Source organism: Variovorax sp. Soil_C_33, from assembly GCF_057656935.1.
Genome location: NZ_JBDGJK010000015.1, coordinates 20,202 through 41,108, shown reverse-complemented (window position 1 = coordinate 41,108; position 20,907 = coordinate 20,202). Strand labels below are relative to the sequence as shown.

Sequence of the window (20,907 nt, the reverse complement as noted above, 5' to 3'; positions counted from 1 at the left end):
CCAGAAGATGCAAGTATCCAATCCTCCCGCAGCGGTCTACAGCGACACCGTCGTGCGGCAGTTCGCCCTGATGTCGGTCGTGTGGGGGGTGGTCGGCATGCTCGTTGGCGTGATCATCGCCTCGCAGCTGGCCTGGCCCGAGCTCAACCTCGGCATTCCCTGGCTCAGCTACGGCCGGCTGCGGCCGCTGCACACCAACGCGGTGATCTTCGCCTTCGGCGGTTGCGCGCTGATGGCCACCAGCTTCCACGTGGTGCAGCGCACCTGTCAGGTGCGCCTTTTCGCGCCGGCGCTGGCTTCTTTCGTCTTCTGGGGCTGGCAGGCCGTCATCGTGGCCGCGGCCATCAGCCTGCCCATGGGGTACACGAGCGGCAAGGAATATGCGGAGCTCGAATGGCCGATCGACATCCTGATCGCCCTCGTGTGGGTGGCCTATGCGGTCGTGTTCTTCGGCACCATCGGCACGCGCAAGGTCCGGCACATCTACGTGGCCAACTGGTTCTACGGCGCCTTCATCATCGCGGTCGCCTTGCTGCACATCGTCAACAGCGTGGCGATGCCCGCCGGCTTGATGAAGAGCTACTCGGCCTATGCCGGCGTGCAGGACGCGATGGTGCAGTGGTGGTACGGCCACAACGCGGTCGGCTTCTTCCTCACGGCCGGCTTCCTCGGGATGATGTATTACTACATCCCCAAGCAGGCAGGCCGGCCGGTGTATTCATACCGGCTCTCCATCGTTCACTTCTGGGCGCTGATCTTCACCTACATGTGGGCAGGACCGCACCACCTGCACTACACCGCGCTGCCGGACTGGACCCAGTCGATCGGCATGGTGTTCTCGCTGATCCTGCTGGCGCCGAGCTGGGGCGGAATGATCAACGGCGTCATGACCCTCTCGGGCGCCTGGCACAAGCTGCGCACCGATCCGATCCTGCGCTTCCTGATCGTGGCGCTCTCGTTCTACGGCATGGCGACCTTCGAGGGTCCGATGATGTCGATCAAGACGGTCAACGCGCTCTCCCACTACACGGACTGGACCGTGGGCCACGTGCACGCCGGCGCGCTCGGGTGGGTGGGACTGATCTCGATGGGCTCGCTCTACTACCTGATCCCGAGGATGTACAGCCGCACCGAGATGCACAGCGTCAAGGCGATCGAACTGCATTTCTGGATGTCGACCATCGGCATCGTGCTCTACATCGCCGCCATGTGGATCGCCGGCGTCATGCAGGGCCTGATGTGGCGCTCCATCAACCCGGACGGCACGCTCACCTACACCTTCGTCGAGAGCGTCAAGGCCACCTATCCCTACTACGTGGTGCGCCTGATTGGCGGTCTGCTCTACCTGGGCGGCATGTTGGTGATGGCGTGGAACGTCTGGATGACTGTCATCGCGGGACGCTCGGTGCGCGCATCCATTCCGCTGCCGGCAGCCGCTCACGCCTGAGAAAGAAAAGCATGAGTTCCAACGCTCCCAAGTCCGGCTTCTCGCACGAGAAGATCGAGACCAACAACTTCCTGATGATCGTGCTGATCCTGCTGGTCGTCGCCGTCGGCGGGCTGGTCGAGATCGTGCCGCTGTTCTTCCAGAAATCGACCACGCAGGCCGTGACGGGCATGCACCCGCCGAGTTCGCTGCAGGTGCTGGGCCGCGACGTCTACGTGCGCGAGGGCTGCTACAACTGCCACTCGCAGATGATCCGGCCGTTCCGGGCCGAGACGCTGCGCTACGGCCACTACTCGGTCGCCGGCGAATTCGTCTACGACCACCCGTTCCAGTGGGGCAGCAAGCGCACCGGCCCTGATCTGCAGCGCGTCGGCGGCAAGTACAGCGACGAGTGGCACCGCATCCACCTGAATAACCCCCGCGACCTGGTTCCCGAGTCGAACATGCCGGCCTACGCCTGGCTCGAGAAGGCGTCGCTCGATGGCGCCCAGGCCGTCTCGCACATGCGTGCCCTGCGCCGCGTGGGCGTGCCTTTCACCGATGAGCAGCTCGCCACTGCGGCGGCCGAGGTGAAGGGCAAGACCGAGATGGACGCGCTGGTGGCCTATCTGCAATCGCTCGGCCTCGCCGTTAAGTAAGAAGCACGCCATGGACATCACCACCTTGCGGATCGTGGCCACGCTGGCTTCCTTCGCCACCTTCATCGGCATCTTCGTATGGGCCTACTCGCGCCGCAACGCGAAACGGTTCGAGGGCGCAGCCCAGCTGCCGTTCGAACAGGACTGAGAGAACAACATGAGCGATTTCTTCAGCGACTTCTGGGCGAACTACGTGGCCCTTGCCACGCTCGGCAGCATCGTGCTGTGTGCGCTGCTGCTGTGGCTCGTTGCCCGCGCGAAGGTTCCGGGCGGGACCGATGGAACGACCGGACATGTCTGGGACGAGGACCTGCGCGAAGCCAACAACCCGATGCCGCGCTGGTGGGTCGGCCTCTTCGTGATCACGATCGTCTTTGGCCTGGCCTACCTGGTCGCCTACCCTGGTCTGGGCAGCTACAAGGGCGAGCTCGCATGGAGTACCGAGAACGAGTACGCGAAGGACCTTGCCAGGGCCACGCACGAACTCGAGCCCGTCTATGCCGCCTATGCGGCCATGCCGATCGAGCGCGTCGCGAGCGAACCCGCAGCGACTGCGATCGGGGAACGCCTGTTTCTCAACAACTGCGCGCAGTGCCACGGCTCGGACGCGCGCGGCAGCAAGGGCTTCCCGAACCTGGCCGACGGCGACTGGCTGCACGGCGGTGCGCCGGAGAAGATCAAGGAATCGATCACCCTGGGTCGCAAGGGCGTGATGCCGCCGATGGCCGAGGCGGTCGGCACCCCCGAGGATGTCAAGAACGTCGCCAACTATGTGCTGAGCCTTTCGGGCAGCCCGCACGATTCGGTCCGCGCCGGCCTGGGCAAGAGCAAGTTCAGCGCCTGCGCGGCCTGCCACGGCGTCGCGGGAACAGGCAATCCGGCGGTTGGCGCGCCCAGCCTTGTCGACAGAGTCTGGCTGCATGGATACGGCCAGGAGGCTATCGTCTCGATCATCAACACAGGCAGGACCAATCAGATGCCGGGGCAGCAGGGCCGACTGACCGAGGCCCAGATCCATGTGCTGGCCTCCTATGTCTGGGGCTTGTCGAACAAGCCTGGCGCTGCTCCCTAAGGCTGTCATGAAGGATGCCGCTTCCGCGTCGACCCCGGTGAGGCGTCGGGTGATCCCGATCGCCGCCGCCAAGGAAGGTGGCGGCCTGTTCGTCGCGCACCAGAAGGTCTACCCCCGCACGGTGCTCGGCGTCTTCGCGCGCTGGCGCTGGGCGATGGTGTTCCTGACGCAGCTCGTTTTCTATGGCCTGCCTTGGCTCGAATGGGGGCAGCGCCAGGCGGTGCTGTTCGACCTGGGCGCGCGGCGCTTCTACATCCTCGGGCTGGTGCTGTACCCGCAGGATCTGATCTACCTCACCGGGCTGCTGGTGATCTCGGCGCTGTCGCTCTTCCTCTTCACCGCGGTGGCGGGGCGGTTGTGGTGCGGCTATGCCTGTCCGCAGACCGTCTACACCGAGATCTTCATGTGGGTCGAGCACAAGATCGAAGGCAACCGCATCGCGCGCATGCGCCTGGACGAGGGCGATCTCTCGTTGGAGAAGCTGGTCAAGAAATGGTTCAAGCACATCGTGTGGCTCGGCATCGCACTGTGGACCGGCTTCACCTTCGTCGGCTACTTCACGCCGATTCGCGAGTTGAGCCTCGCGTTCCTGCAGACGCGCATGAGCTCGTGGGAGGTGTTCTGGGTCTTCTTCTACGGCTTTGCGACCTACGGCAATGCGGGTTTCATGCGCGAGCAGGTCTGTATGTACATGTGTCCCTATGCGCGCTTCCAGAGCGCCATGTTCGATCGCGACACGCTGATCGTGAGCTACGACAGCGAGCGTGGCGAACCCCGTGGGGTGCGTTCCAAGAGCAGCAACGCCCGGGCTCAGGGGCTTGGTGACTGCATCGATTGTTCGTTGTGCGTGCAGGTCTGCCCGACCGGCATCGATATCCGAAAGGGGCTTCAGTACGAGTGCATCGGCTGCGGCCTCTGTGTGGACGCCTGCAACACGGTAATGGACAAGATGGCCTCGCCGCGAGGTCTGATCCGCTACGCGACACAGAACGGCATGGCCGGCCATTGGACGCCCAGGCAGGTGCTGCGCCGCGTGCTGCGCCCACGGGTGCTGATCTACACGGGCTTGCTCGCTGCGCTGACGATGGGCGTGCTGGCGAGCCTGGTCGTGCGCATGCCGCTGAAGGTCGACGTGGTGCGCGACCGGGCCTCGCTCGCGCGCATCGTCGAGGGCGGCCAACTCGAGAACGTCTATCGGCTGCAGATCATGAACGCGACCGAGCAGGTGCAGCGCTACCGCATCGAAGCTACGGGACTGCAGGGCTTGAGCGTGTCGCCGCCTGAACCGGTCGAGGTCGGTTCGGCGCAATCGCGTTGGGTCGCGGTGCGCCTGCAGCTTCCCTATGGCAGTGCCACCGCGGGTTCCCACGTCGTGCACTTCGACGTGCGCTCGGCCGACGGCAGCGCGCAGGTGTCGGAGAAGGCGACCTTCCTGGTGCCTCGTTGAGTTCGCTGAAAGGAAACGAGATGAACGATCACGTGATGACTTCCCCGAAGAGCGACCCCTGGTGGCAGTTCCCGCTGCTGTGGATGGTGATGGCCGGGCCCGCCCTGGTCGTCGTCGCCAGCTTCGTGACGCTCTGGCTCGCCCTGCGCACGCCCGATCCGGTGGTGGCGCCGGACTACTACCGAAAAGGCATCGAGATCAACAAGCCACCGGTCGAGAAGAAGCTTATGCCCGCTCTGGCGGGGCGCAACCACGCGGCGACGCCTGACGCCGACCTGCCCGCACCCAAGCGCTGACGGCCATGAAGACGCGCGACTGGATGTCGATTCTCTGGCCCGCCTTCTTGCTGGCGAGCGTGGCCGAACTGCTGGTGTTCGCGCTGGTCGATCCGGGCGACCTTCACTGGCGCGGCGAGGCCGTCGGCCTGTCGCGCCATGCGGTCTACGCGGCCGGCTTCTTCGCCTTCTGGGTGCTGGCAACAGGGTCGAGCGCGTTGACGCTGCTTCTGACCAGGCCAGCCTCCGAGATCAACAACCCGGAGGATTGACGATGCGCCGCAGCGCCTCGGCGTCGACGATGCGAAGGTTGCGCTTCTCCACCTCGACGATGCCATCCTCCATGAACTTGGAGAGCGTCCGGCTCACCGTTTCGAGGGTGAGCCCGAGGTAGCTTCCGATCTCCTCGCGCGTCATGCGCAGCACGAACTCGGAGCGCGAGAAGCCGCGCGCATGCAGGCGCTGCACGAGGTTGAGCAGAAAGGCCGCGAGGCGCTCCTCGGCCCGCATGCTCCCCAGCAGCAGCATCACGCCGTGCTCGCGCACGATCTCGCGACTCATGATCTGATGCACGTGGCGCTGCAGCGCAGCGACCTCGCGCGAGAGTTCCTCGATACGGTGAAAGGGCATCACGCAGACCTCGGCATCCTCGAGCGCCACCGCGTCGCAGGTGTGCTGGTTGTTGACGATGCCGTCCAGGCCGATGATTTCGCCGGCCATCTGGAAACCGGTGACCTGGTCGCGCCCGTCCTCGGTCGCCACGCGGGTCTTGAAGACGCCCGTGCGGATCGCGTAGAGGGAGGTGAAGGGCTCGCCGTTGCGAAAGAGCGTCTCGCGGCGCCTGACCTTGCGCCTCGTGGCCACGATCTCGTCGATGCGTTTCAGCTCGCCCGGCTCCAGGCCCGCAGGCATGCACAGTTCGCGCAGGGTGCAGCTGGAGCAGGCGACCTTGATGTGTTCGGCTTTCATGATGGTGTCGGGGTTTGTGGCCATTCTGTGGTGCGGTGCACCGTGCGGGCTTGACGCACATCAAGGATGGCGGGTCGACCTGGCCGCATAGTGGGTCACCGCCCGCAGACTGACCGCCGCAAATGAACTCTCCTGCCGTCGCCCCCGCCGACTCATCGCTCGTTCTGCCGTCTGCCGACGCCAAAGCCAAGGTCGAGATGCTGTCGCGCTCGATCGCCGCTCTCACGGCGGCTGGTTGTGTCTACATCGGCATGGACCACTTCGTCTGACCATGCAGACCGCACTTGCCAGCACTGCGCTCCTGATGGGATTGATCGGCGGACCCCACTGCGTCGCGATGTGCGGTGCCGCCTGCTCCGGGGTGATCCGCATCGTTCGCGCGCCCGCGAGCGGCGCCGCGATGCTGGCGACCGATGCGCGAGATCCTTCCGTATCCGTGGTCTTCCACGCGGGCCGGATGGCCGGCTATGCGGCCGCCGGTGCGCTGGCCGCGGCGGCGGTGCAGAGCCTGGCCTTCGCGAGCGAACAGGTTGCGGCGTTGCGGCCTCTGTGGGTATTGCTTCACGTGTTCGTCCTCGCCTGGGGCCTGGGGCTTGCCGCCCTGGGGCGCCAACCGCTCTGGGCGCAAGGCATCGGGCGTACGCTCTCGATGCGCCTTCGCCCACTCACCGGTTCGCTCGGTGGATTGCTCGTGACCGGCGCGCTCTGGGTCTCCATGCCTTGTGGCCTGCTCTACTCGGCACTCATGCTCGCGAGCTTGGCCAACGGGCCGCTGCAAGGCGCCTGGGTCATGGCGCTCTTCGCCGCAGGTGGCACCGTGTCGCTGGTTCTTGCGCCCTGGCTGTGGCAGCGCCTGCGCCTGGGGGTCGGCATGGCGCGCAGGGAATGGGGGACCCGGATTGCGGGCGGACTGCTCGCAGCGGTGGCGCTGCAAGCGCTGTGGACCGATCTGAGTCATCAGATTGCGCTCTGGTGCCGTTAGAAAGGGGAGCATTAATGAACAATCGCGCCGTCACGCTCTTCGTCTTGTCGGCTGCGTGGATCGCGCTGGGAGTTCCCTGCGCCGCCCAGCAGGGCGCGGCGCCCCCGCCAGCGCAAGCACGGGCGCAACTCCCGGCGCAGACGCAGCGCTTGACGATGCATGACCGCGCGTACCAGGCGGCGCTCGATGCCGTTTCGGCAACGCGGAAGGCCTCACGGGACGGCGGTGCCGCGCTGGTGAAGGCCAGAAGCTATGCACGCTCGCCCTCCGATCGCAACGCGCAAGCGGCGCGCCGCGCGGCACGGAAGACCCAGTCGTCTGCGCACCACGCCTGGCAAACGGCGCTTGTGGCGGCCGCTCTCGCGACCAGCCGCGCCGAGATCGCGGCCCGGGAGGCGGCGCACGCAAGCGAGCAAGCCTCCATGGCCTGGACCCGGGCACTCGAACAATTCGAAGCAGCGTCCGAGCGAACCCCTGGGGCGAACAGGGCGGAGGCCAAGCGAGCCGCAGCAACGGCCTACGAGGCATTGGGGACTGCGCGCGAGGCCTTGCGTAGCTCGGCGAGGGTCAGCCACGGCGCTGCCGAAGCATCGTGGAGAGCGAGAAAGCAGGCGCTGCAAGGTGATTCGGCCGTGACCGCGCCTTGACGGCGGCCCCCCTTCAACGCAGTGCGAACGAGGCGGCCGCGCCAGGGACATCGCAGTGGCATCAGTCCAGGGTGATCCAGGCAATCAGCGCCTGAAAGAAGAGCCACAGCGCCGCCGCACCGAGCAGCACCAATGCCGCGACGATCATCCACATGGCAGGTCTTCCCAGGCGCTTCGATGGGGCGGCATCACGGCCGTCCTGGCCGGTCTCGGGAGCCGGGGCTGCCACAGGTGCTGACGCCGAACAGCGTGTAGGCGGGACACGCACCCAGCAGGCCCGTCAACAGGGGCACGATGCCGAAATACCCCCATGGGCCGATCGCGCCGGCAACCGACATGCCGATGAGCGCGGCACCCGCGGTGATACGAAGGAGGCGATCGGCGTTTCCGACATTCCGGTTCATTGCGTGTTCTCCATGGAATTCGAGTGCATGCATCGTGCTTCAGTCGCGCCCCGGCGTGCTTGCGTTGGATCAAGGATCGGCGACCGGGCTGCCCAGGGTCTTGACCATGCGCCGCACGCCCGAGCCGGCCGGCTCCGTCGGGTCCGCCTCGAAGCCCAGATCGCGGCAGAGATTCAGCATCCGCTTGTTCTCGCGCAGCACGATGCCCACGAGACGGCCGGTTCCGCGGCTGATCGCGTGGTCAATCAATTGCTGGAACAGAAGCCTGCCAAGTCCCGCGCCCTTGAGATCGGAGCGCACGATGATGGCGAACTCGGCCTCCACCCGGTCGGGGTCGCTCACGGTGCGAGCCACGCCTAGTGTTTCGTGCACGCCCTGCGCGTCGAGCGCTTCGGCAATGAATGCCATTTCCCGGTCGTAGTCGATCTGGGTGAGCCGGGCCAGTTCGCTGCGCGGCAGCTCGCGCCTGGTCTGGAAGATGCGCATGCGAATGTCTTCCGGGTCGAGCCGTTCCAGGAAGCGCCGGTGCTGCGCTTCGTCCTCGGGACGGATCGGCCGTACGGTGATCTCGCGGCTGCTCCAGGTCAGCCTGCGAGCCCATTGCGAAGGATAGGGAAGGATCGCGAAGCGCTCGGCCCCAGCGACTGGCTGTCTCGAGACGCGAATGCGGGCATCCAGGGCAATGGCGCCCGATTCGTCGACAAACAGCGGGTTGATGTCCAGCTCCGCCAGCTGCGGCAGATCGGCGAGCATCTGCGACACGGCGATCAGCACGTCGTAGAGCGCGTCCATCCGGGCCGGCGGATGGTCGCGGTAGCCGGCGAGCAGGCGCGAGACGCGGGTGCGTGAGACCAGTTCGCGCGCCAGGCTGCGGTTGAGTGGAGGCAGGGCGACGGCGCTGTCCGCGGTCACCTCCACCGCGGTGCCGCCCTGGCCGCAGAGGATCACCGGACCGAAGACACTGTCGATGCTGGCGCCAACGATGACCTCCTGCGCGTGCGGCCGGCGCACCATCCGCTGCACGGTGAAGCCATCGACGTGCGCATCGGGCCTCGCGGTGCGCACGGCCTGGAGCATTTCGCTGACGGCATGGTCCAGCGACGCCTGGTCGCGCAGATCCAGGCGCACGCCACCCACGTCGGACTTGTGCGTGATGTCGCGCGAGACGATCTTCAGCGCCACCGGATAGCCGACTTCTTGCGCGGCAGCAAAGATGGCCTGGGCCGACGCGGCCACAGCGATGGTCGGCGCCACCGGCACGCCGTATGCCTTGAGCACTTCCTTGGCCTCCTGTTCATCGAGCCATTCGCGGCCTTCGGCAAGAACCCCATCGAGCTGTCGTCGCGCTGCGGCGAGATCGGGTGCCGCGTTCTCGCTCGCGCTCGGCGCCTCGGTCAGCATCTCCTGATTGCGCCTGTAGGTCTGCAGCATCGCGAAGGCGCGAACGGCTTCCTCGGGCGTCCGGTAGTCGGGCACGCCAGCCTGCTCGAACAGCTGGCGCGCCTGGGCGACAGCGGCGTCTCCGAGCCAGGCGCTCATCACGCGCTGACCGTTCTCGCGCACCAGCGGCAGGCAGGCCCGGGCGATGTCGTCGCTGCGCACGATGGCCGTCGGGGCATGGACGAACAGCACGGCGCCGGCTGACTCGTCGGCGAGCAGGGCCGACAGGGTCGCGGTGTAGCGTTCGATCGGCGCGTCGCCGATGATGTCGATCGGATTGGCGCGTGACCAATTGGATGGCAGTGCGTCGTCCAAGCGCTCCAGCAGCGCATTGCGGGGCTGCGCCAGCGTGATGCCGGCCTGCGCGGCCGCGTCGGCGGCCATCACGCCGGCACCGCCGCCATTGGTCATGATGGTGAGCGTGTCGCTGCGGTTGCCCCGGAAGCGCGCCAGGATCTCGGCCGCCATGAACAGTTCCTGCATCGTGTCGACGCGCAGCATGCCGGCGCGGCGGATGGCCGCGTCGTAGACGATGTCCGAGCCGGCCAGCGCACCGGTGTGCGAAGCGGCGGCATGCACGCCGTTGCCCGCGCGCCCGGCCTTCACGATGATCACCGGCTTGTTGCGCGCTGCCGCCCGTGCGGCTGACATGAACTTGCGAGGCGACTCGATCGATTCGACATAGAGCAGGATGGATCGCGTGCGCGCGTCGCTGGCCAGGTGGTCCAGCAGGTCGCCGAAGTCGACGTCGCAGTGCTCGCCGAGAGACACGAGGTGCGACAGGCCGATGCCGCGGCTCTTGGCCCAGTCGAGCATCGCGGTCACCAGCGCTCCCGATTGCGAGACGAAGGCCAACTCGCCCGCCAGCGCGTCGGTGTGGGCGAAACCGGCGTTCAGTCCGATGTGCGGGCTCAGCAGGCCGATGCAGTTGGGGCCGAGCAAGCGCATCAGATGCGGTCTGGCCGCGTCGAGCGCCGCCTGCTTCTGCGCGGCACTCAGCCCCGCGGTCACGATGATGACGGCGCGGGTTCCCAGGGCACCGAGCTCGGCCACCAGTTGCGCGACGGTGTGCGCAGGCGTACACAGGAGGGCCAGATCCGGGGCGGCGGGCAGGAGGGCGGCCTTGGCGAAGACGGGCACACCGTCGAGCGCCGTGTGCTTGGGGTTCACGGCGTAGATCGGGCCCTGGAAGTGGCCGGCGCGCAGGTTGCGCCAGACCATGGTGCCGACGCTGCCCAGACGGTTGGACGCGCCGATAACGGCTACCGAGGTGGGCGACAAGAGCCGGTCGAGGTGGCGGATCGTCAAGGGAACCTCCGAGAGAAAGCACGATCATGCGCGGCGTGATATCGCGGGCCTTTGATGAACATCAAGTCTGGGCGGCGCGGCGCTGCCAAGCTCCGGACACAACCAAGGAGAAGCGATGCGCATCGAGTTCCTCGGCGGCGTAGGCACCGTCACCGGATCCAAGTACCTGTTGGAGCACAACGGCCGCCGGCTGCTGGTCGACTGCGGCCTGTTCCAGGGCCTGAAGCAGCTGCGGCTGCGCAATTGGGAGCCTTTGCCGATCAAGGCCTCCGAGATCGATGCGGTGCTGCTCACGCATGCGCACATGGATCACAGCGGGTATGTGCCGCGGCTTGTCAAGCTCGGCTTCAAGGGCCCTGTGTACTGCAGCGGGGCGACGCGCGACCTTTGCGAGCTGCTGCTGCCGGATTCGGGACGGCTGCAGCAGGAGGAGGCCGATTTTGCGAACCGGCACGGCCATTCGAAGCACAAGCCGGCCCTGCCGCTGTACACGCAAGAGGAGGCCAGCGCAGCGCTGGAGCGCTTCGAGACCATTCCCTTCGACAAGGAGCATTCGCCGTGGCCGGGCTGGTCGTGGCGTCTGAAGCGCGCCGGGCACATTCTCGGCGCGGCCAGTGCGCACATCAGCTGGACGGGGGGCAGCATCCTGTTTTCCGGCGACCTCGGCCGCAGCGACGACCTGGTGATGCGCCCGCCCGAATCTCCCGAGCAGGCGGACTATGTCGTCGTGGAGTCCACCTATGGCGATCGCCGGCATCGCGACGTCGATACGCTCATGGCGCTGGCCGACGTGGTCAATCGCACCGCGGCGCGCGGCGGCGTTGTCGTCATCCCTTCCTTCGCCGTCGGGCGCGCGCAGACCATCCTGCACTGCATCCACCTGCTCAAGAAGGCGCACCGCATTCCCGACATGCCGGTGTACCTGAACAGCCCCATGGCGGCCGATGCCACGCGCATCTTTCGGCATCACCTCGACGAGCACCGGCTGAGCGCCGAGCAGTGCGCCGCCATGAGCAAGGAGGTCACCATCGTCAACACGGTCGAGGAATCGAAGCGGCTCAACACGTTGACGTTTCCTTCGATCATCGTTTCCGCCAGCGGCATGGCGACCGGCGGGCGCGTGCTGCATCACCTGAAGACGTATGCGCCTGACGCGAGGAACACGATCCTGTTTGCCGGCTTCCAGGCCGCGGGAACGCGCGGAGCCGCGCTGGTGGGCGGCTCGGAGGCGGTCAAGATCCATGGCGCCTATGTGCCGGTGCATGCGGAGGTGGCGAATCTGGACACCTTGTCGGCCCATGCGGACCGCGAACAGCTGCTGGCCTGGCTAGGCGCGCTGCGTAGGCCGAAGCGGGTTTTCGTGACCCACGGCGAGCCGGTGGCTGCCGATGCGCTGCGGCTTGCCATCGAGGAGCGTCACGGCTGGCCGGTCACAGTGCCGGAGTACCTCGAATCCCGCAAGCTCTGAAGAACGATCCACGCCATGTCCTTCGAACGCCTGCAGGCACGCCGGGCCGGCATCGACACCTATCAGCAGCCCGTGGTGTACATGCGCGGCGACTGCCCTGTCTGCCGGGCGGAAGGCTTCGAAGCGCAGGCGCAGGTCGAGGTAATCGCCAACGGACGCCATCTGCTCGCGATCCTGCACCACGTGAGCAGCGACTGGCTTGGCAGCGAGGAGATCGCGTTGTCGGAGGTCGCGTGGGCCTTGCTGGGCGCGGCAGCAGGCGATGAAGTGGAGGTGCGCCATCCTCCGGTGCTTGCCTCGCTTGCGCACCTGCGCGCCAAGGTCCACGGCGGCAGGCTTGGCTACTCCGCCCTGCGCGAGCTCATGGAAGACGTGAGCCGTGGCCGGCTTTCCGACATTCACCTGGCGTCCCTGGTGACGGTCTGTGCCGGCGGCGGACTCGATCTCGACGAGACGGTGGCGTTGACGCAGGCCATGGTCGATGTGGGCGAACGCATCGACTGGGGCGCTTCGCCAGTGATGGACAAGCACTGCATCGGCGGCCTCCCGGGCAATCGGACCACGCTGCTGGTGGTGCCGATCGTCACCGCGTGCGGCGTGCTGATGCCCAAGACTTCCTCGCGCGCCATCACCTCCGCGGCCGGTACTGCCGATGCGATGGAGACACTGGCGCCCGTCGAGCTGGACCTGGTGGCGCTGCGCCGCGTCGTCGCAAGGGAAGGGGGGTGCATTGCATGGGGCGGCGCCACCCGGATCAGTCCCGCCGATGACATGTTGATTCGCGTGGAGCGCCCGCTGAATCTCGATAGCGAAGGCTTGCTGGTGGCCTCCATCCTTTCGAAGAAAGCGGCGGCGGGCTCGCAGCGCGTTCTGATCGATCTGCCGGTCGGCCCGCTGACCAAGGTTCGCAGCACGGCCGCCGCCGAGCTCCTGTCGCGCAGCTTGGTATCCGTGGGTGCAGCATTGGGGCTGCAGGTGCGCACCGTGTTCACCGACGGCACGCAGCCTGTGGGTCGCGGCATCGGGCCCGCGCTGGAGGCGATGGACGTGATGGCCGTGCTGGAACGCAGCGCCGATGCGCCGCAGGACTTGCGCGAGCGTGCACTGCTGCTTGCCGGCTTGCTGCTGGAAATGGCCGGAAAGACTGCCCTCGGCAGCGGGCAGGCACTGGCGCGCGAGGTGCTGGACGATGGGCGCGCGCTGGCCAAGTTCCTCGCGATCTGCGAAGCGCAGGGTGGCTTGCGCGTGCCACCCAGGGCGGCGCACACCGAGGACGTGATTGCGCATGCGTGCGGTACGGTGTCTGCGATCGACACCCGGCTGATCTCGCGCGCGGCCAAGCTGGCTGGCGCTCCGCGCGATCCGGCGGCCGGGGCAAGAATGCATGTTCGTGCAGGCGACCACGTCGAGCTGGGACAGCCGCTCTTCACCTTACATGCCGGCAGCCCTGGGGCGCTCCAGTACGCCTTGCGCTTTCTGCGTTCGCAGCTGCCTGTCGTTCAGATCGAGGCTCTGTCATGAGCACGCGGGAAGCAGCGGACGCCGACATGCCGCGTCAACCGTCGGCGATGGTATCGAGCAGCACCGTCTGCATCACGAAGCGGTGATTCGCGGAAAGCCCAGCCTGGTCCAGCGGCCCGCTCTGCGCAAAGAGCGACCAGTGCGTGGGGTTCGTCGCATCGACTACGCAAGTTGCATCGTTCGAAGCCGCCTGGCATTGGCCGCCCATCTCCACCTCGAAACCAATTTCACGGGCGGCGGACAGGAAAGCGCGGCCCCGCAGGGTCCGCGGATCGCCGAGGAAGAGGATCGACGCGCGGGTCGTTGTCGGCGGCCGATGCTCGCACAGCGCCATGAGATCCGCCAGCGCCCGGGCTGGGTGATCGTCCATCCCCAGTCCCTGGTAGACGGGCACCCCGGCTTCCCTTTCCAACTGGCGGGCGGCTGCCGAAGGCATCGTTCCGCAGTCAATCGCGTCGTACATGCGGCCCAGCATCCGTGCCAGCGGGCGAATGTCGCCGTTGGAAGGCGCTGATTCTGCGGGCTCGGCGAACCTTACCTCGGCGATGCGTGCCCCAAGCTCCAGCGCAGCGCCATGAAGCGCCGACCTTTCTCCTTCGGAAGACGTGCCGATCAGCAGGGCGATGTTCTTGCCTCGCAGGGGCTTGCCGACCGTGCCCGCCTTCGCCGCGGTCCTCAGGCGCCGGGCGGCGGCGAAGACCGCCAGGATATGGCCGGCGCGCAGCGGCTCACCGGGCGACAAGCAGTGCGTAGGGAGGGAGAGGCGGGATTGCACACAGCGAAGGTATAGCCTGTCGCCATCCTGACCTTGATCGCCGTCAACGATCAGGCGTTCTGTGGGCGTTGCTACCAACGAGACACAAAGCATTCACCCACTGTTACCGAGACAGCCGTCACGTTGGCGTCGCTGTTGCACTGGCTTTCTAAGCTTCAACCATCGATTCGCAAGGAGCAAGAAAGTGACAACGACGAGCGTTCCCAGGTGCACCCGGTCCACCGTCCAGCGCATTGCAGACATGCTGCAACTGCTGCAGGACACCCTTCCGATCCAGCGTCGCGTCGTGCGCACGGGGGAAACGATCTATCAGGCGGGCCAGCAGTTCGGGTGCCTTTACATCGTGAATTCGGGCTTCTTCAAGATGGTCAACCTGTCGAGCGAAGGCCGCGAGCAGGTGGTCGGACTTCATTTCAAGGGCGACTGGCTGGGCCTCGACGGGATCGCCACGTCACAGTACGGCTGCGACGCGGTCGCGATGGACACCGGCGAGATCTGGGCCGTTCGCTATGACGCCTTGCTTCAGGCGGCGGTCCGCACCCCTGCGCTGCTGACGGCGCTGCATGAGGCCATGAGCCGCGAACTCATGCGCGATCACGATTCGATGCTGTCGCTTTGCACCTTGCCCGCCGACGCCCGCGTGGCCGGTTTCCTGCGCTACTGGGCCGACGCGCTCGCACAGCGCGGCCTGCGCACCGACCAGATCACGCTGCGCATGACGCGCGCCGAGATCGGCAACTACCTCGGCATGACGCTGGAGAGCGTGAGCCGTGCGCTCTCCCGACTGGCGCGTGGCGACGTGATCCGCTTCACCGAGAAGGGTCGGCGCGACATCCACATTCCGCAGGTGGAGGCGCTCACGAGCTTCATGCAGAGCCTTGCCGCACCCATGAGCGCCGCCGCCCTTCACTGAGCTGCTTCACTGAGCTGCGCTAAGGACCCTCACGATGGCGCCCTCGAGCTCGCTGCGCGTGTACGGCTTGCGCAGCAGCTCCCAGCCCTGGGGCTCATCGAGCAGCTGGCTGGAATAACCCGACATCAGCAGCACCGGCAGGCGGGGCAGCTGCGTGCGCACCGTCTCAGCCAGTTCGGTACCGCGCATGCCAGGGCCGAGCAGGATGTCGGTAAGCACCAGCCCGATGCCCGGGTCCGATTCGAGCACGCTCAACGCTTCTTCGGCGTTCGCGCAGGCGACGACCTCGCACGCCATCGCAGCAAGGAACTTCTCCACCACGCTTCGCACCTCGGGATCGTCCTCGACCAGCAGGACACGAAGGTTGGCGGGCACACTGCCCGACGCAGTAGTGTCGAGATCCTCGGCAGCGTCATCCTCGTCGACGCGCGGGAGATAGAGCGTCACCGTGGTGCCGGCGCCGGGCGCGCTGCTGAGAGCGACGGCGCCGCGCGATTGCTTGGCGAAGCCGTAGACGGTCGAAAGGCCGAGGCCGGTGCCGCGGCCACTTTCCTTGGTGGTGAAGAAGGGCTCGAAGGCACGCTCCTTGACGGCCTCGGGCATGCCCGAGCCCGTGTCCGCGATGGAGATTGCCACATAGCCGGCCTCGTTGGCCTGCCCGCGCTCGGCATCGAGACTGGCCGGCAGCGAGGCGATGGCGCGGCAGCCAAAGACCAACGTGCCGCCTTGCGGCATCGCGTCGCGCGCGTTGATGGCGACGTTCAACAGCGCGGATTCGAGCTGCCCCGGGTCCGCCAGGCACAGGGCCTCTTCGGCATCGAGTGTGATGACGATGCGTTGATCGAGCGTACGGCGCAGCATGTCGGTCAGCGAATGCAGCAGCGCAGCCGTGTCGACGACCGTGGGTTGAAGCACCTGGCGACGCGAGAACGCGAGCAGCTTGCCCGTCAGCTCGGCGCCTCGGCGCGTGGCACGCGCGGCGGCGCCGACGAGTTGCTGGATGAACGGGTCGCCGGCGCACGCAGGAGCGTCTTCGAGCACCTGCAGGTTGCCCGAGATGATGGTCAGCAAGTTGTTGAAGTCATGCGCGACGCCGCCGGTCAGCTGGCCGACAGTCTCCAGGCGTTGGGCGTGGTTGAGCGCTTCTTCGCTCTGCGCGCGCTGCAGGACGGTCCCCAGCAGGCTCGAGAGCGAATCGAGAAATCGAAGCTCGTCGTCGCCGAATCGCCCCGGCGTGCTCGAGTGCACGGCCAGGACACCGATGGTCCGGCCGCGATCCAGCAGCGGCACGGTGAGCTCGCTTGGCAGGCCGCGTTCCATGGCACGTGATGCCAGCTCGAAGCGGGTGTCCCGCGCGTGGTCCGCCACCAGAACCGCCTTGCCATCGGCCGCTACGCTGCCGGCAGGCGAGGTGGGCGAATTGGGAACTCGATCCCCGACGGCGAGATCCTGCAAGGCGCCGGTGATGGCAGCGACCCGGAATTCGAGGCCGTTTTGCTCCAGCAGGAGGATCTCGGCTGTCTCGACCTGGAGCGCTTCGGCGGCGATCGCCGGCACGCGCTCCAGAAGTTCCTGCGGTTCGCGCGCATCGACCGCGAAGCGGCCGAACTGGGCGAGATGCTCGGCATATCGGGCTCTTTCCATGGCCTGCTTGACCCGCGGATACGCGCCGACGCTTCGGATGGCAGCCACCACGTACGGCAGGCCGTGATCCTGCAACGGACTCAGCGCGATCTCGACCATCACCGTGCTGCCGTCGCGCCGTTTGGCGACCAGGTCCATTTGCATGCCCATCGGGCGCGTACGAGGATGGGCTGCGTAGGCGTTGCGGTAGGCCGCATGGCGAGGCCGGATCGCATCGGGCACCAGCTCGTCGACCGAAAGCCCGACGAGTTCGTCTGCCGAATAGCCCAACAAGTCGAGCGCTGCCGGATTGGCGAGTCCGATCACGCCCTGAAGATCGACCAGCAGAAGCGCGTCCGGATAGGCGGCGAAGAGCGAACGGAATACCGCCCCATCGTCGAATCCGGGAACGAGGGATTTCTGCTTCATCAACCCGCCTCGACCTTGGGAACCAGGATGTAGCCCGCGCCGCGCACCGACTTGATGATCTGTGGGTTGTTCGGGTCGGCTTCCAGCTTCTTGCGCAGCCGCCCGATCTGGACGTCGATGGTGCGGTCGAAGGGTCCGCCGTCGCGGCCACGGGTGTGTTCGAGAAGGAAGTCCCTCGACAGCACGCGGCCCGGGTGCGTCACCAGCGTGTTCAGCAGATCGAACTCGCCTGTGGTCAGGGAAACCTCGTTGCGGCCCGGATCCAGCAGGCGTCGCGCGGCGGTGTCGAGCTCCCACTGCGCAAAGCGCAACAGCGTCGCTGCGCCTTCTGCGTTCGCTTTTCCCTGGCCCTGTTCACCAGGTGCAAGGCGGCGCAGCACCGCCTTAATGCGCGCCAACAGTTCGCGCAGATCGAAAGGCTTGGTGACGTAGTCGTCGGCGCCGACCTCCAGGCCAACCACCTTGTCGACTGAATCGCCCCGGCCGGTGACGATCACCAGCCCGCAGCGCCAGTGCTCCCGCAACTGGCGCGCGATGGCGAAGCCGTCCTCGCCGGGCAGGCCCAGGTCGAGCAGAACGAGCATGGGCGCATCGCTTGCCATCAGGTCCATGAGCGCTGTACCGGAATGCAGCTGGCTGACGCGAAAGCCGTGGCCTGCAAGGTAGTTGGCGAGCAGCATCGTGATGTCTGCTTCGTCGTCGAGAACTGCGAGATGGATGGAGGTGGTCACCCGGGTGATGTTAGTCGGGTGGCCACGGACCATCAACAGGGGCCGGGTCGGCGGACTGGTTTGCATAATGCTCCATCGCACGCCCTCGATCGCACGACGCCAGGCCACCCATGCGCATTCTCATCGTCGAAGATGACATCCTGCTTGGCGATGCCCTGGCGTCCGGGCTGCGTCAACTGGGCCAGGTGGTCGACTGGTTCGACAGCGGCGCCCAGGCTGACGCGGCGCTGGCCGATGCGCCCTTCGATGCGGTGGTGCTGGATCTCGGCCTTCCCGGCGGCGACGGCATGCATTGGCTGGGCCGCTGGCGCGGCCGCGGCCTGAAGCTTCCGGTGCTCATCCTGACCGCGCGCGATGGCGTCGACCAGCGCATCGCCGGATTGGACGGGGGGGCGGACGACTACCTGGTCAAGCCAATCACCATCGACGAACTCGCCGCGCGCTTGCGCGCCCTGGTGCGCCGTGCGTCCGGGCATGCCCAATCGGTGTGGCAGCACGGCGCGCTCGAATACGATCCGGCGGCCAAGCAGGTGCGCTGGAAGGGGATGCCGATCGACCTCACCGGCCGCGAGCTGGCCCTGCTGGAGGCGCTGCTGACGGATCCTCAGCGCGTCCTGTCCAAGGCCTATCTGCAGCAAAAGCTCTATGACTGGAGCGGTGGGGAACCGGAAAGCAACACGCTGGAGGTCCACATCCATCGCCTGCGGCGCAAGATCGATCCCGGCATCGTGCGCACGGTGCGTGGTGTCGGCTACGCGCTTGGCTCGGGGGAAGCCTCCCCATGAGCCTTCAACGCCGCTTGCTGACGTACCTGGTGGTGTGTGCGCCGCTGGTATGGGCCGTGGCGCTTATCGTGTCCGTCGACCGGGCGCGACACGAAGTCAACGAGCTTTTCGATACCGAGTTGATCCGTTTGGCCCGACAGGTGCAGACGAGGCTGCCAGGAGCGCCCGTTGTGCTGCCGCCTGCGCCGGCACCGGGTAGCGAGGGATCGGGCGAAGCCGACGTGCGCGACCTTGCGATCGCGGTGTGGGACGCCGACGGGCGCCTCATGGTGGCTGACGGAGAGGGCGCTCAGTTCCCGCGGGTCGACGGCGCCGGTTTTGTGGACGAGCGCATCAATGGAAATCTCTGGCGTGTCTACTACCTGCGGTCGCTGGCCGGGGAAGGGATGGTCGCAGCGGGGCAAAAAGCCTATGAGCGTGACGAACTCGTTTTCAGCCTGACGGCGAGCCAGGTGGTGCCCTGGTTGCTGGTGCTGCCGCTGCTGTTGGTGATCATGGCTTGGGCCGTGCGGCGGGCGCTGGCCCCCGTGCGCCAGCTCACGGCGGAGTTGCGGGGCCGGCGCGCGGACGATCTCCAGCCCGTGCCCGAGGGCCAGGCGCCGGCCGAACTCAAGCCGCTGGTGGACGCGATGAACGGCCTGTTCGCGCGCATCGAGGCCATGCTGGCGCGCGAGCGCCGCTTCACGGCCGATGCCGCGCACGAGCTCCGTACGCCGCTGGCCGTGCTGCGCGTTCAATGGGACGTGGTGCGCCGTGCGGCAAACGGGCCCGAGCGCGCCCAGGCCGAAGCCAAGTTCACCGCGGGCATGGAACGCATGAGCCGCCTCGTCAGCCAGATGCTGGCCTTGTCGCGCCTGGAATCGACCCACGCGGCATCGATGACGACGGAGGTGCGGTGGCCGACCATCGTGGAGCATGCGGTGAACGACTGCCTGGTCCTGGCCGAACGCCGCCGGATCGACCTGGCCTGCGAATGGCCCCCGCGAGGCCGGCATCCGATGCCGTTGCTGGGCGACGAGAACCTGCTGACTGTGCTGTTGCGCAATCTGCTGGACAACGCTGTGCGCTACGCGCCGCGAGGGACGGCCGTGACGCTGCGAGTCGCAGAGGAGCAGCTTGAGGTGGAGAACGGGGGCGAATCCTTGTCACCCGAACAACTTCTTCGACTGGGGGAGCGCTTCTATCGGCCCGCCGGACAGCAGGAAGGCGGCAGCGGCCTGGGGGTGTCGATCGCGCGGCGCATCGCCGAGCTGCACGGACTGGAAGTGATGTTCGGTGCCGGCGCGAACGGCAAGGGCGTGCGCGTCGTGCTGCGCTTCGACGCGGCGCGCCGCTGAGTGTCTACTTGTTTCTCGCTTTTTCGAGCAGTGCGCGCGCCTCTTCGCGCCGCCCCGCATCGGCCACCTGGCGGCCGGGGCGGGCAGGCGCCTGTATCGCACGCTCGAGATAAGTCACGGCCTGGTCGGGCTGCTTGATTTCGAGCAGGTATTCGCCATAGAAATAGTTGGGGTCGATGCCCTTGGGATTGAGGGCCAGCGCCTTCTGCAGCAACTCCTTGGCTTTGGCCTTGTCGCCGAAGCCGACCGGCCAGCCGGGCACCTTGTAGTAGAGAACGCCGAGGCTGTTGTAGGCCGAGCCGTCCAGCACGTCGCCGTCGATGCGGATGGCCTCTTCGTACAGCGCCTTGGCCTGCTTGACCAGGCCGAGCGCGCCAAGCCCGCCGCGCTCGCCGGCCCAGGAGCTGACGATGATGCCCTCCCAGACCAGCGGTTCGCTGCGTCCCGGGCTGGCTTCGCTCACCTTGCGCGCCTGGGCGGCCAGCGCCTCGAAGCGCTTCTCGCGTTCGGTGGGCGGCGTCTGGTAGCGAATGACTTCCCACTCGCGCTGCAACGTGGCGACGGATTCTTCGACGCCGGCGGCGCCGGCTGCCAGCGGCAGCAGCAGCTGTGCGAAGGCGGCGGCAGCCAGCATGGCGGTCATGCCGCGGCGGGAAAGCGCGGCGGCGGTCTTGGGCGTGCGGGTCATTCGGTGGT

At 66.9% G+C, this 20,907-nt stretch carries 22 protein-coding genes; 15 read left to right on the top strand and 7 right to left on the bottom strand.

Annotated elements, in window-relative coordinates:
* Nucleotides 1-7: 7 nt before the first annotated feature.
* From ccoN to AC3A6B_RS21705, 7 genes are read left to right on the top strand one after another with little or no spacing between them, the layout of a single operon-like run.
* A complete protein-coding gene (gene ccoN, locus AC3A6B_RS21735) occupies nucleotides 8-1,447 on the top strand; it encodes a cytochrome-c oxidase, cbb3-type subunit I (protein ID WP_487838726.1) in 1,440 nt (479 codons plus the stop codon).
* Nucleotides 1,448-1,458: 11 nt separating this feature from the next.
* Nucleotides 1,459-2,085, top strand: a complete 627-nt coding sequence (gene ccoO, locus AC3A6B_RS21730) for a cytochrome-c oxidase, cbb3-type subunit II (protein WP_487838725.1) — start codon at nucleotides 1,459-1,461, stop codon at nucleotides 2,083-2,085.
* A gap of 10 nt (nucleotides 2,086-2,095) precedes the next feature.
* Entirely contained in the window at nucleotides 2,096-2,233 is a 138-nt protein-coding gene (locus AC3A6B_RS21725; protein WP_436307656.1) for a cbb3-type cytochrome oxidase subunit 3, read from the top strand.
* A 9-nt stretch (nucleotides 2,234-2,242) separates the two neighbouring features.
* The gene (gene ccoP / locus AC3A6B_RS21720) at nucleotides 2,243-3,157 is read left to right on the top strand and encodes a cytochrome-c oxidase, cbb3-type subunit III (protein WP_487838724.1); all 915 of its coding nucleotides are present in this window, start codon (nucleotides 2,243-2,245) and stop codon (nucleotides 3,155-3,157) included.
* 7 nt (nucleotides 3,158-3,164) lie between these two features.
* On the top strand, nucleotides 3,165-4,604 hold the full coding sequence (gene ccoG, locus AC3A6B_RS21715; RefSeq protein WP_487838723.1) for a cytochrome c oxidase accessory protein CcoG: 1,440 nt from the start codon (nucleotides 3,165-3,167) through the stop codon (nucleotides 4,602-4,604).
* A gap of 20 nt (nucleotides 4,605-4,624) precedes the next feature.
* Nucleotides 4,625-4,900 carry a FixH family protein gene (locus AC3A6B_RS21710; RefSeq protein ID WP_487838722.1) on the top strand — a complete coding sequence of 92 codons (276 nt, stop codon included), beginning with the start codon at nucleotides 4,625-4,627 and terminating at the stop codon, nucleotides 4,898-4,900.
* Between the two features lie 5 nt (nucleotides 4,901-4,905).
* A complete protein-coding gene (locus AC3A6B_RS21705; protein ID WP_487838721.1) occupies nucleotides 4,906-5,151 on the top strand; it encodes a hypothetical protein in 246 nt (81 codons plus the stop codon).
* On the opposite strand, the gene fnr is transcribed toward AC3A6B_RS21705, so the two are convergent.
* Entirely contained in the window at nucleotides 5,132-5,848 is a 717-nt protein-coding gene (gene fnr, locus AC3A6B_RS21700; protein WP_487838820.1) for a fumarate/nitrate reduction transcriptional regulator Fnr, read from the bottom strand. The genes AC3A6B_RS21705 and fnr overlap by 20 nt on opposite strands.
* Before the next feature lie 122 nt (nucleotides 5,849-5,970).
* Between fnr and AC3A6B_RS21695 the strand changes: the two genes are divergently transcribed.
* The 3 genes from AC3A6B_RS21695 to AC3A6B_RS21685 are packed head-to-tail and all read left to right on the top strand — an operon-like array spanning nucleotide 5,971 to nucleotide 7,477.
* The gene (locus AC3A6B_RS21695; RefSeq protein ID WP_487838720.1) at nucleotides 5,971-6,117 is read left to right on the top strand and encodes a hypothetical protein; all 147 of its coding nucleotides are present in this window, start codon (nucleotides 5,971-5,973) and stop codon (nucleotides 6,115-6,117) included.
* 2 nt (nucleotides 6,118-6,119) lie between these two features.
* Nucleotides 6,120-6,830, top strand: a complete 711-nt coding sequence (locus AC3A6B_RS21690; RefSeq protein ID WP_487838719.1) for a sulfite exporter TauE/SafE family protein — start codon at nucleotides 6,120-6,122, stop codon at nucleotides 6,828-6,830.
* Nucleotides 6,831-6,844: 14 nt separating this feature from the next.
* On the top strand, nucleotides 6,845-7,477 hold the full coding sequence (locus AC3A6B_RS21685) for a hypothetical protein (RefSeq protein WP_487838718.1): 633 nt from the start codon (nucleotides 6,845-6,847) through the stop codon (nucleotides 7,475-7,477).
* 188 nt (nucleotides 7,478-7,665) lie between these two features.
* On the opposite strand, the gene AC3A6B_RS21680 is transcribed toward AC3A6B_RS21685, so the two are convergent.
* Together AC3A6B_RS21680 and AC3A6B_RS21675 are read right to left on the bottom strand one after the other, a co-directional pair.
* Complete coding sequence (locus AC3A6B_RS21680; RefSeq protein ID WP_487838717.1) at nucleotides 7,666-7,914, bottom strand: YgaP family membrane protein; 249 nt, start codon at nucleotides 7,912-7,914, stop codon at nucleotides 7,666-7,668.
* A 36-nt stretch (nucleotides 7,915-7,950) separates the two neighbouring features.
* Entirely contained in the window at nucleotides 7,951-10,629 is a 2,679-nt protein-coding gene (locus AC3A6B_RS21675; RefSeq protein WP_487838716.1) for a bifunctional acetate--CoA ligase family protein/GNAT family N-acetyltransferase, read from the bottom strand.
* 115 nt (nucleotides 10,630-10,744) lie between these two features.
* Between AC3A6B_RS21675 and AC3A6B_RS21670 the strand changes: the two genes are divergently transcribed.
* Together AC3A6B_RS21670 and AC3A6B_RS21665 are read left to right on the top strand one after the other, a co-directional pair.
* Nucleotides 10,745-12,097: an MBL fold metallo-hydrolase RNA specificity domain-containing protein gene (locus AC3A6B_RS21670; RefSeq protein WP_487838715.1), complete on the top strand. Its 1,353-nt coding sequence runs from the start codon at nucleotides 10,745-10,747 to the stop codon at nucleotides 12,095-12,097.
* A 15-nt stretch (nucleotides 12,098-12,112) separates the two neighbouring features.
* A complete protein-coding gene (locus tag AC3A6B_RS21665) occupies nucleotides 12,113-13,618 on the top strand; it encodes a thymidine phosphorylase family protein (RefSeq protein WP_487838714.1) in 1,506 nt (501 codons plus the stop codon).
* A 34-nt stretch (nucleotides 13,619-13,652) separates the two neighbouring features.
* Here the strand turns inward: AC3A6B_RS21665 and AC3A6B_RS21660 are convergent, their stop codons facing one another.
* Nucleotides 13,653-14,360 (bottom strand): Rossmann-fold NAD(P)-binding domain-containing protein, encoded by a 708-nt coding sequence (locus AC3A6B_RS21660; RefSeq protein ID WP_487838713.1) that lies wholly within the window; start codon nucleotides 14,358-14,360, stop codon nucleotides 13,653-13,655.
* Between the two features lie 217 nt (nucleotides 14,361-14,577).
* Here AC3A6B_RS21660 and AC3A6B_RS21655 point away from each other — a divergent pair, with 217 nt between their 5' ends.
* Nucleotides 14,578-15,306 carry a Crp/Fnr family transcriptional regulator gene (locus AC3A6B_RS21655; RefSeq protein WP_487838712.1) on the top strand — a complete coding sequence of 243 codons (729 nt, stop codon included), beginning with the start codon at nucleotides 14,578-14,580 and terminating at the stop codon, nucleotides 15,304-15,306.
* Between the two features lie 6 nt (nucleotides 15,307-15,312).
* Here AC3A6B_RS21655 and AC3A6B_RS21650 read toward each other — a convergent pair whose 3' ends face one another.
* Nucleotides 15,313-17,358: a PAS domain S-box protein gene (locus tag AC3A6B_RS21650; RefSeq protein WP_487838711.1), complete on the bottom strand. Its 2,046-nt coding sequence runs from the start codon at nucleotides 17,356-17,358 to the stop codon at nucleotides 15,313-15,315.
* Entirely contained in the window at nucleotides 17,358-18,155 is a 798-nt protein-coding gene (locus AC3A6B_RS21645; RefSeq protein WP_487838710.1) for a winged helix-turn-helix domain-containing protein, read from the bottom strand. Before AC3A6B_RS21645 ends, AC3A6B_RS21650 begins: the two co-directional genes overlap by 1 nt.
* Nucleotides 18,156-18,199: 44 nt before the next feature.
* Between AC3A6B_RS21645 and AC3A6B_RS21640 the strand changes: the two genes are divergently transcribed.
* A complete protein-coding gene (locus AC3A6B_RS21640) occupies nucleotides 18,200-18,874 on the top strand; it encodes a response regulator (protein ID WP_487838709.1) in 675 nt (224 codons plus the stop codon).
* Entirely contained in the window at nucleotides 18,871-20,211 is a 1,341-nt protein-coding gene (locus AC3A6B_RS21635) for an ATP-binding protein (protein WP_487838708.1), read from the top strand. Before AC3A6B_RS21640 ends, AC3A6B_RS21635 begins: the two co-directional genes overlap by 4 nt.
* A 4-nt stretch (nucleotides 20,212-20,215) precedes the next feature.
* Here AC3A6B_RS21635 and AC3A6B_RS21630 read toward each other — a convergent pair whose 3' ends face one another.
* Nucleotides 20,216-20,899, bottom strand: a complete 684-nt coding sequence (locus tag AC3A6B_RS21630) for a tetratricopeptide repeat protein (protein ID WP_487838707.1) — start codon at nucleotides 20,897-20,899, stop codon at nucleotides 20,216-20,218.
* Nucleotides 20,900-20,907: the final 8 nt, after the last annotated feature.

What these genes read in the sequence shown, in the direction of transcription:
- AC3A6B_RS21640 (WP_487838709.1), top strand. Translation starts at nt 18,200, where the DNA reads ATGCGCATTCTCATCGTCGAAGATGACATCCTGCTTGGCGATGCCCTG.
- AC3A6B_RS21650 (WP_487838711.1), bottom strand. Translation starts at nt 17,358, where the DNA reads ATGAAGCAGAAATCCCTCGTTCCCGGATTCGACGATGGGGCGGTATTC.
- ccoN (WP_487838726.1), top strand. Translation starts at nt 8, where the DNA reads ATGCAAGTATCCAATCCTCCCGCAGCGGTCTACAGCGACACCGTCGTG.
- AC3A6B_RS21645 (WP_487838710.1), bottom strand. Translation starts at nt 18,155, where the DNA reads ATGCAAACCAGTCCGCCGACCCGGCCCCTGTTGATGGTCCGTGGCCAC.
- AC3A6B_RS21680 (WP_487838717.1), bottom strand. Translation starts at nt 7,914, where the DNA reads ATGCATGCACTCGAATTCCATGGAGAACACGCAATGAACCGGAATGTC.
- AC3A6B_RS21690 (WP_487838719.1), top strand. Translation starts at nt 6,120, where the DNA reads ATGCAGACCGCACTTGCCAGCACTGCGCTCCTGATGGGATTGATCGGC.
- AC3A6B_RS21685 (WP_487838718.1), top strand. Translation starts at nt 6,845, where the DNA reads ATGAACAATCGCGCCGTCACGCTCTTCGTCTTGTCGGCTGCGTGGATC.
- ccoO (WP_487838725.1), top strand. Translation starts at nt 1,459, where the DNA reads ATGAGTTCCAACGCTCCCAAGTCCGGCTTCTCGCACGAGAAGATCGAG.
- fnr (WP_487838820.1), bottom strand. Translation starts at nt 5,848, where the DNA reads ATGAAAGCCGAACACATCAAGGTCGCCTGCTCCAGCTGCACCCTGCGC.
- AC3A6B_RS21635 (WP_487838708.1), top strand. Translation starts at nt 18,871, where the DNA reads ATGAGCCTTCAACGCCGCTTGCTGACGTACCTGGTGGTGTGTGCGCCG.
- AC3A6B_RS21665 (WP_487838714.1), top strand. Translation starts at nt 12,113, where the DNA reads ATGTCCTTCGAACGCCTGCAGGCACGCCGGGCCGGCATCGACACCTAT.
- ccoP (WP_487838724.1), top strand. Translation starts at nt 2,243, where the DNA reads ATGAGCGATTTCTTCAGCGACTTCTGGGCGAACTACGTGGCCCTTGCC.
- AC3A6B_RS21705 (WP_487838721.1), top strand. Translation starts at nt 4,906, where the DNA reads ATGAAGACGCGCGACTGGATGTCGATTCTCTGGCCCGCCTTCTTGCTG.
- AC3A6B_RS21695 (WP_487838720.1), top strand. Translation starts at nt 5,971, where the DNA reads ATGAACTCTCCTGCCGTCGCCCCCGCCGACTCATCGCTCGTTCTGCCG.
- AC3A6B_RS21710 (WP_487838722.1), top strand. Translation starts at nt 4,625, where the DNA reads ATGAACGATCACGTGATGACTTCCCCGAAGAGCGACCCCTGGTGGCAG.
- AC3A6B_RS21630 (WP_487838707.1), bottom strand. Translation starts at nt 20,899, where the DNA reads ATGACCCGCACGCCCAAGACCGCCGCCGCGCTTTCCCGCCGCGGCATG.
- ccoG (WP_487838723.1), top strand. Translation starts at nt 3,165, where the DNA reads ATGAAGGATGCCGCTTCCGCGTCGACCCCGGTGAGGCGTCGGGTGATC.
- AC3A6B_RS21725 (WP_436307656.1), top strand. Translation starts at nt 2,096, where the DNA reads ATGGACATCACCACCTTGCGGATCGTGGCCACGCTGGCTTCCTTCGCC.
- AC3A6B_RS21670 (WP_487838715.1), top strand. Translation starts at nt 10,745, where the DNA reads ATGCGCATCGAGTTCCTCGGCGGCGTAGGCACCGTCACCGGATCCAAG.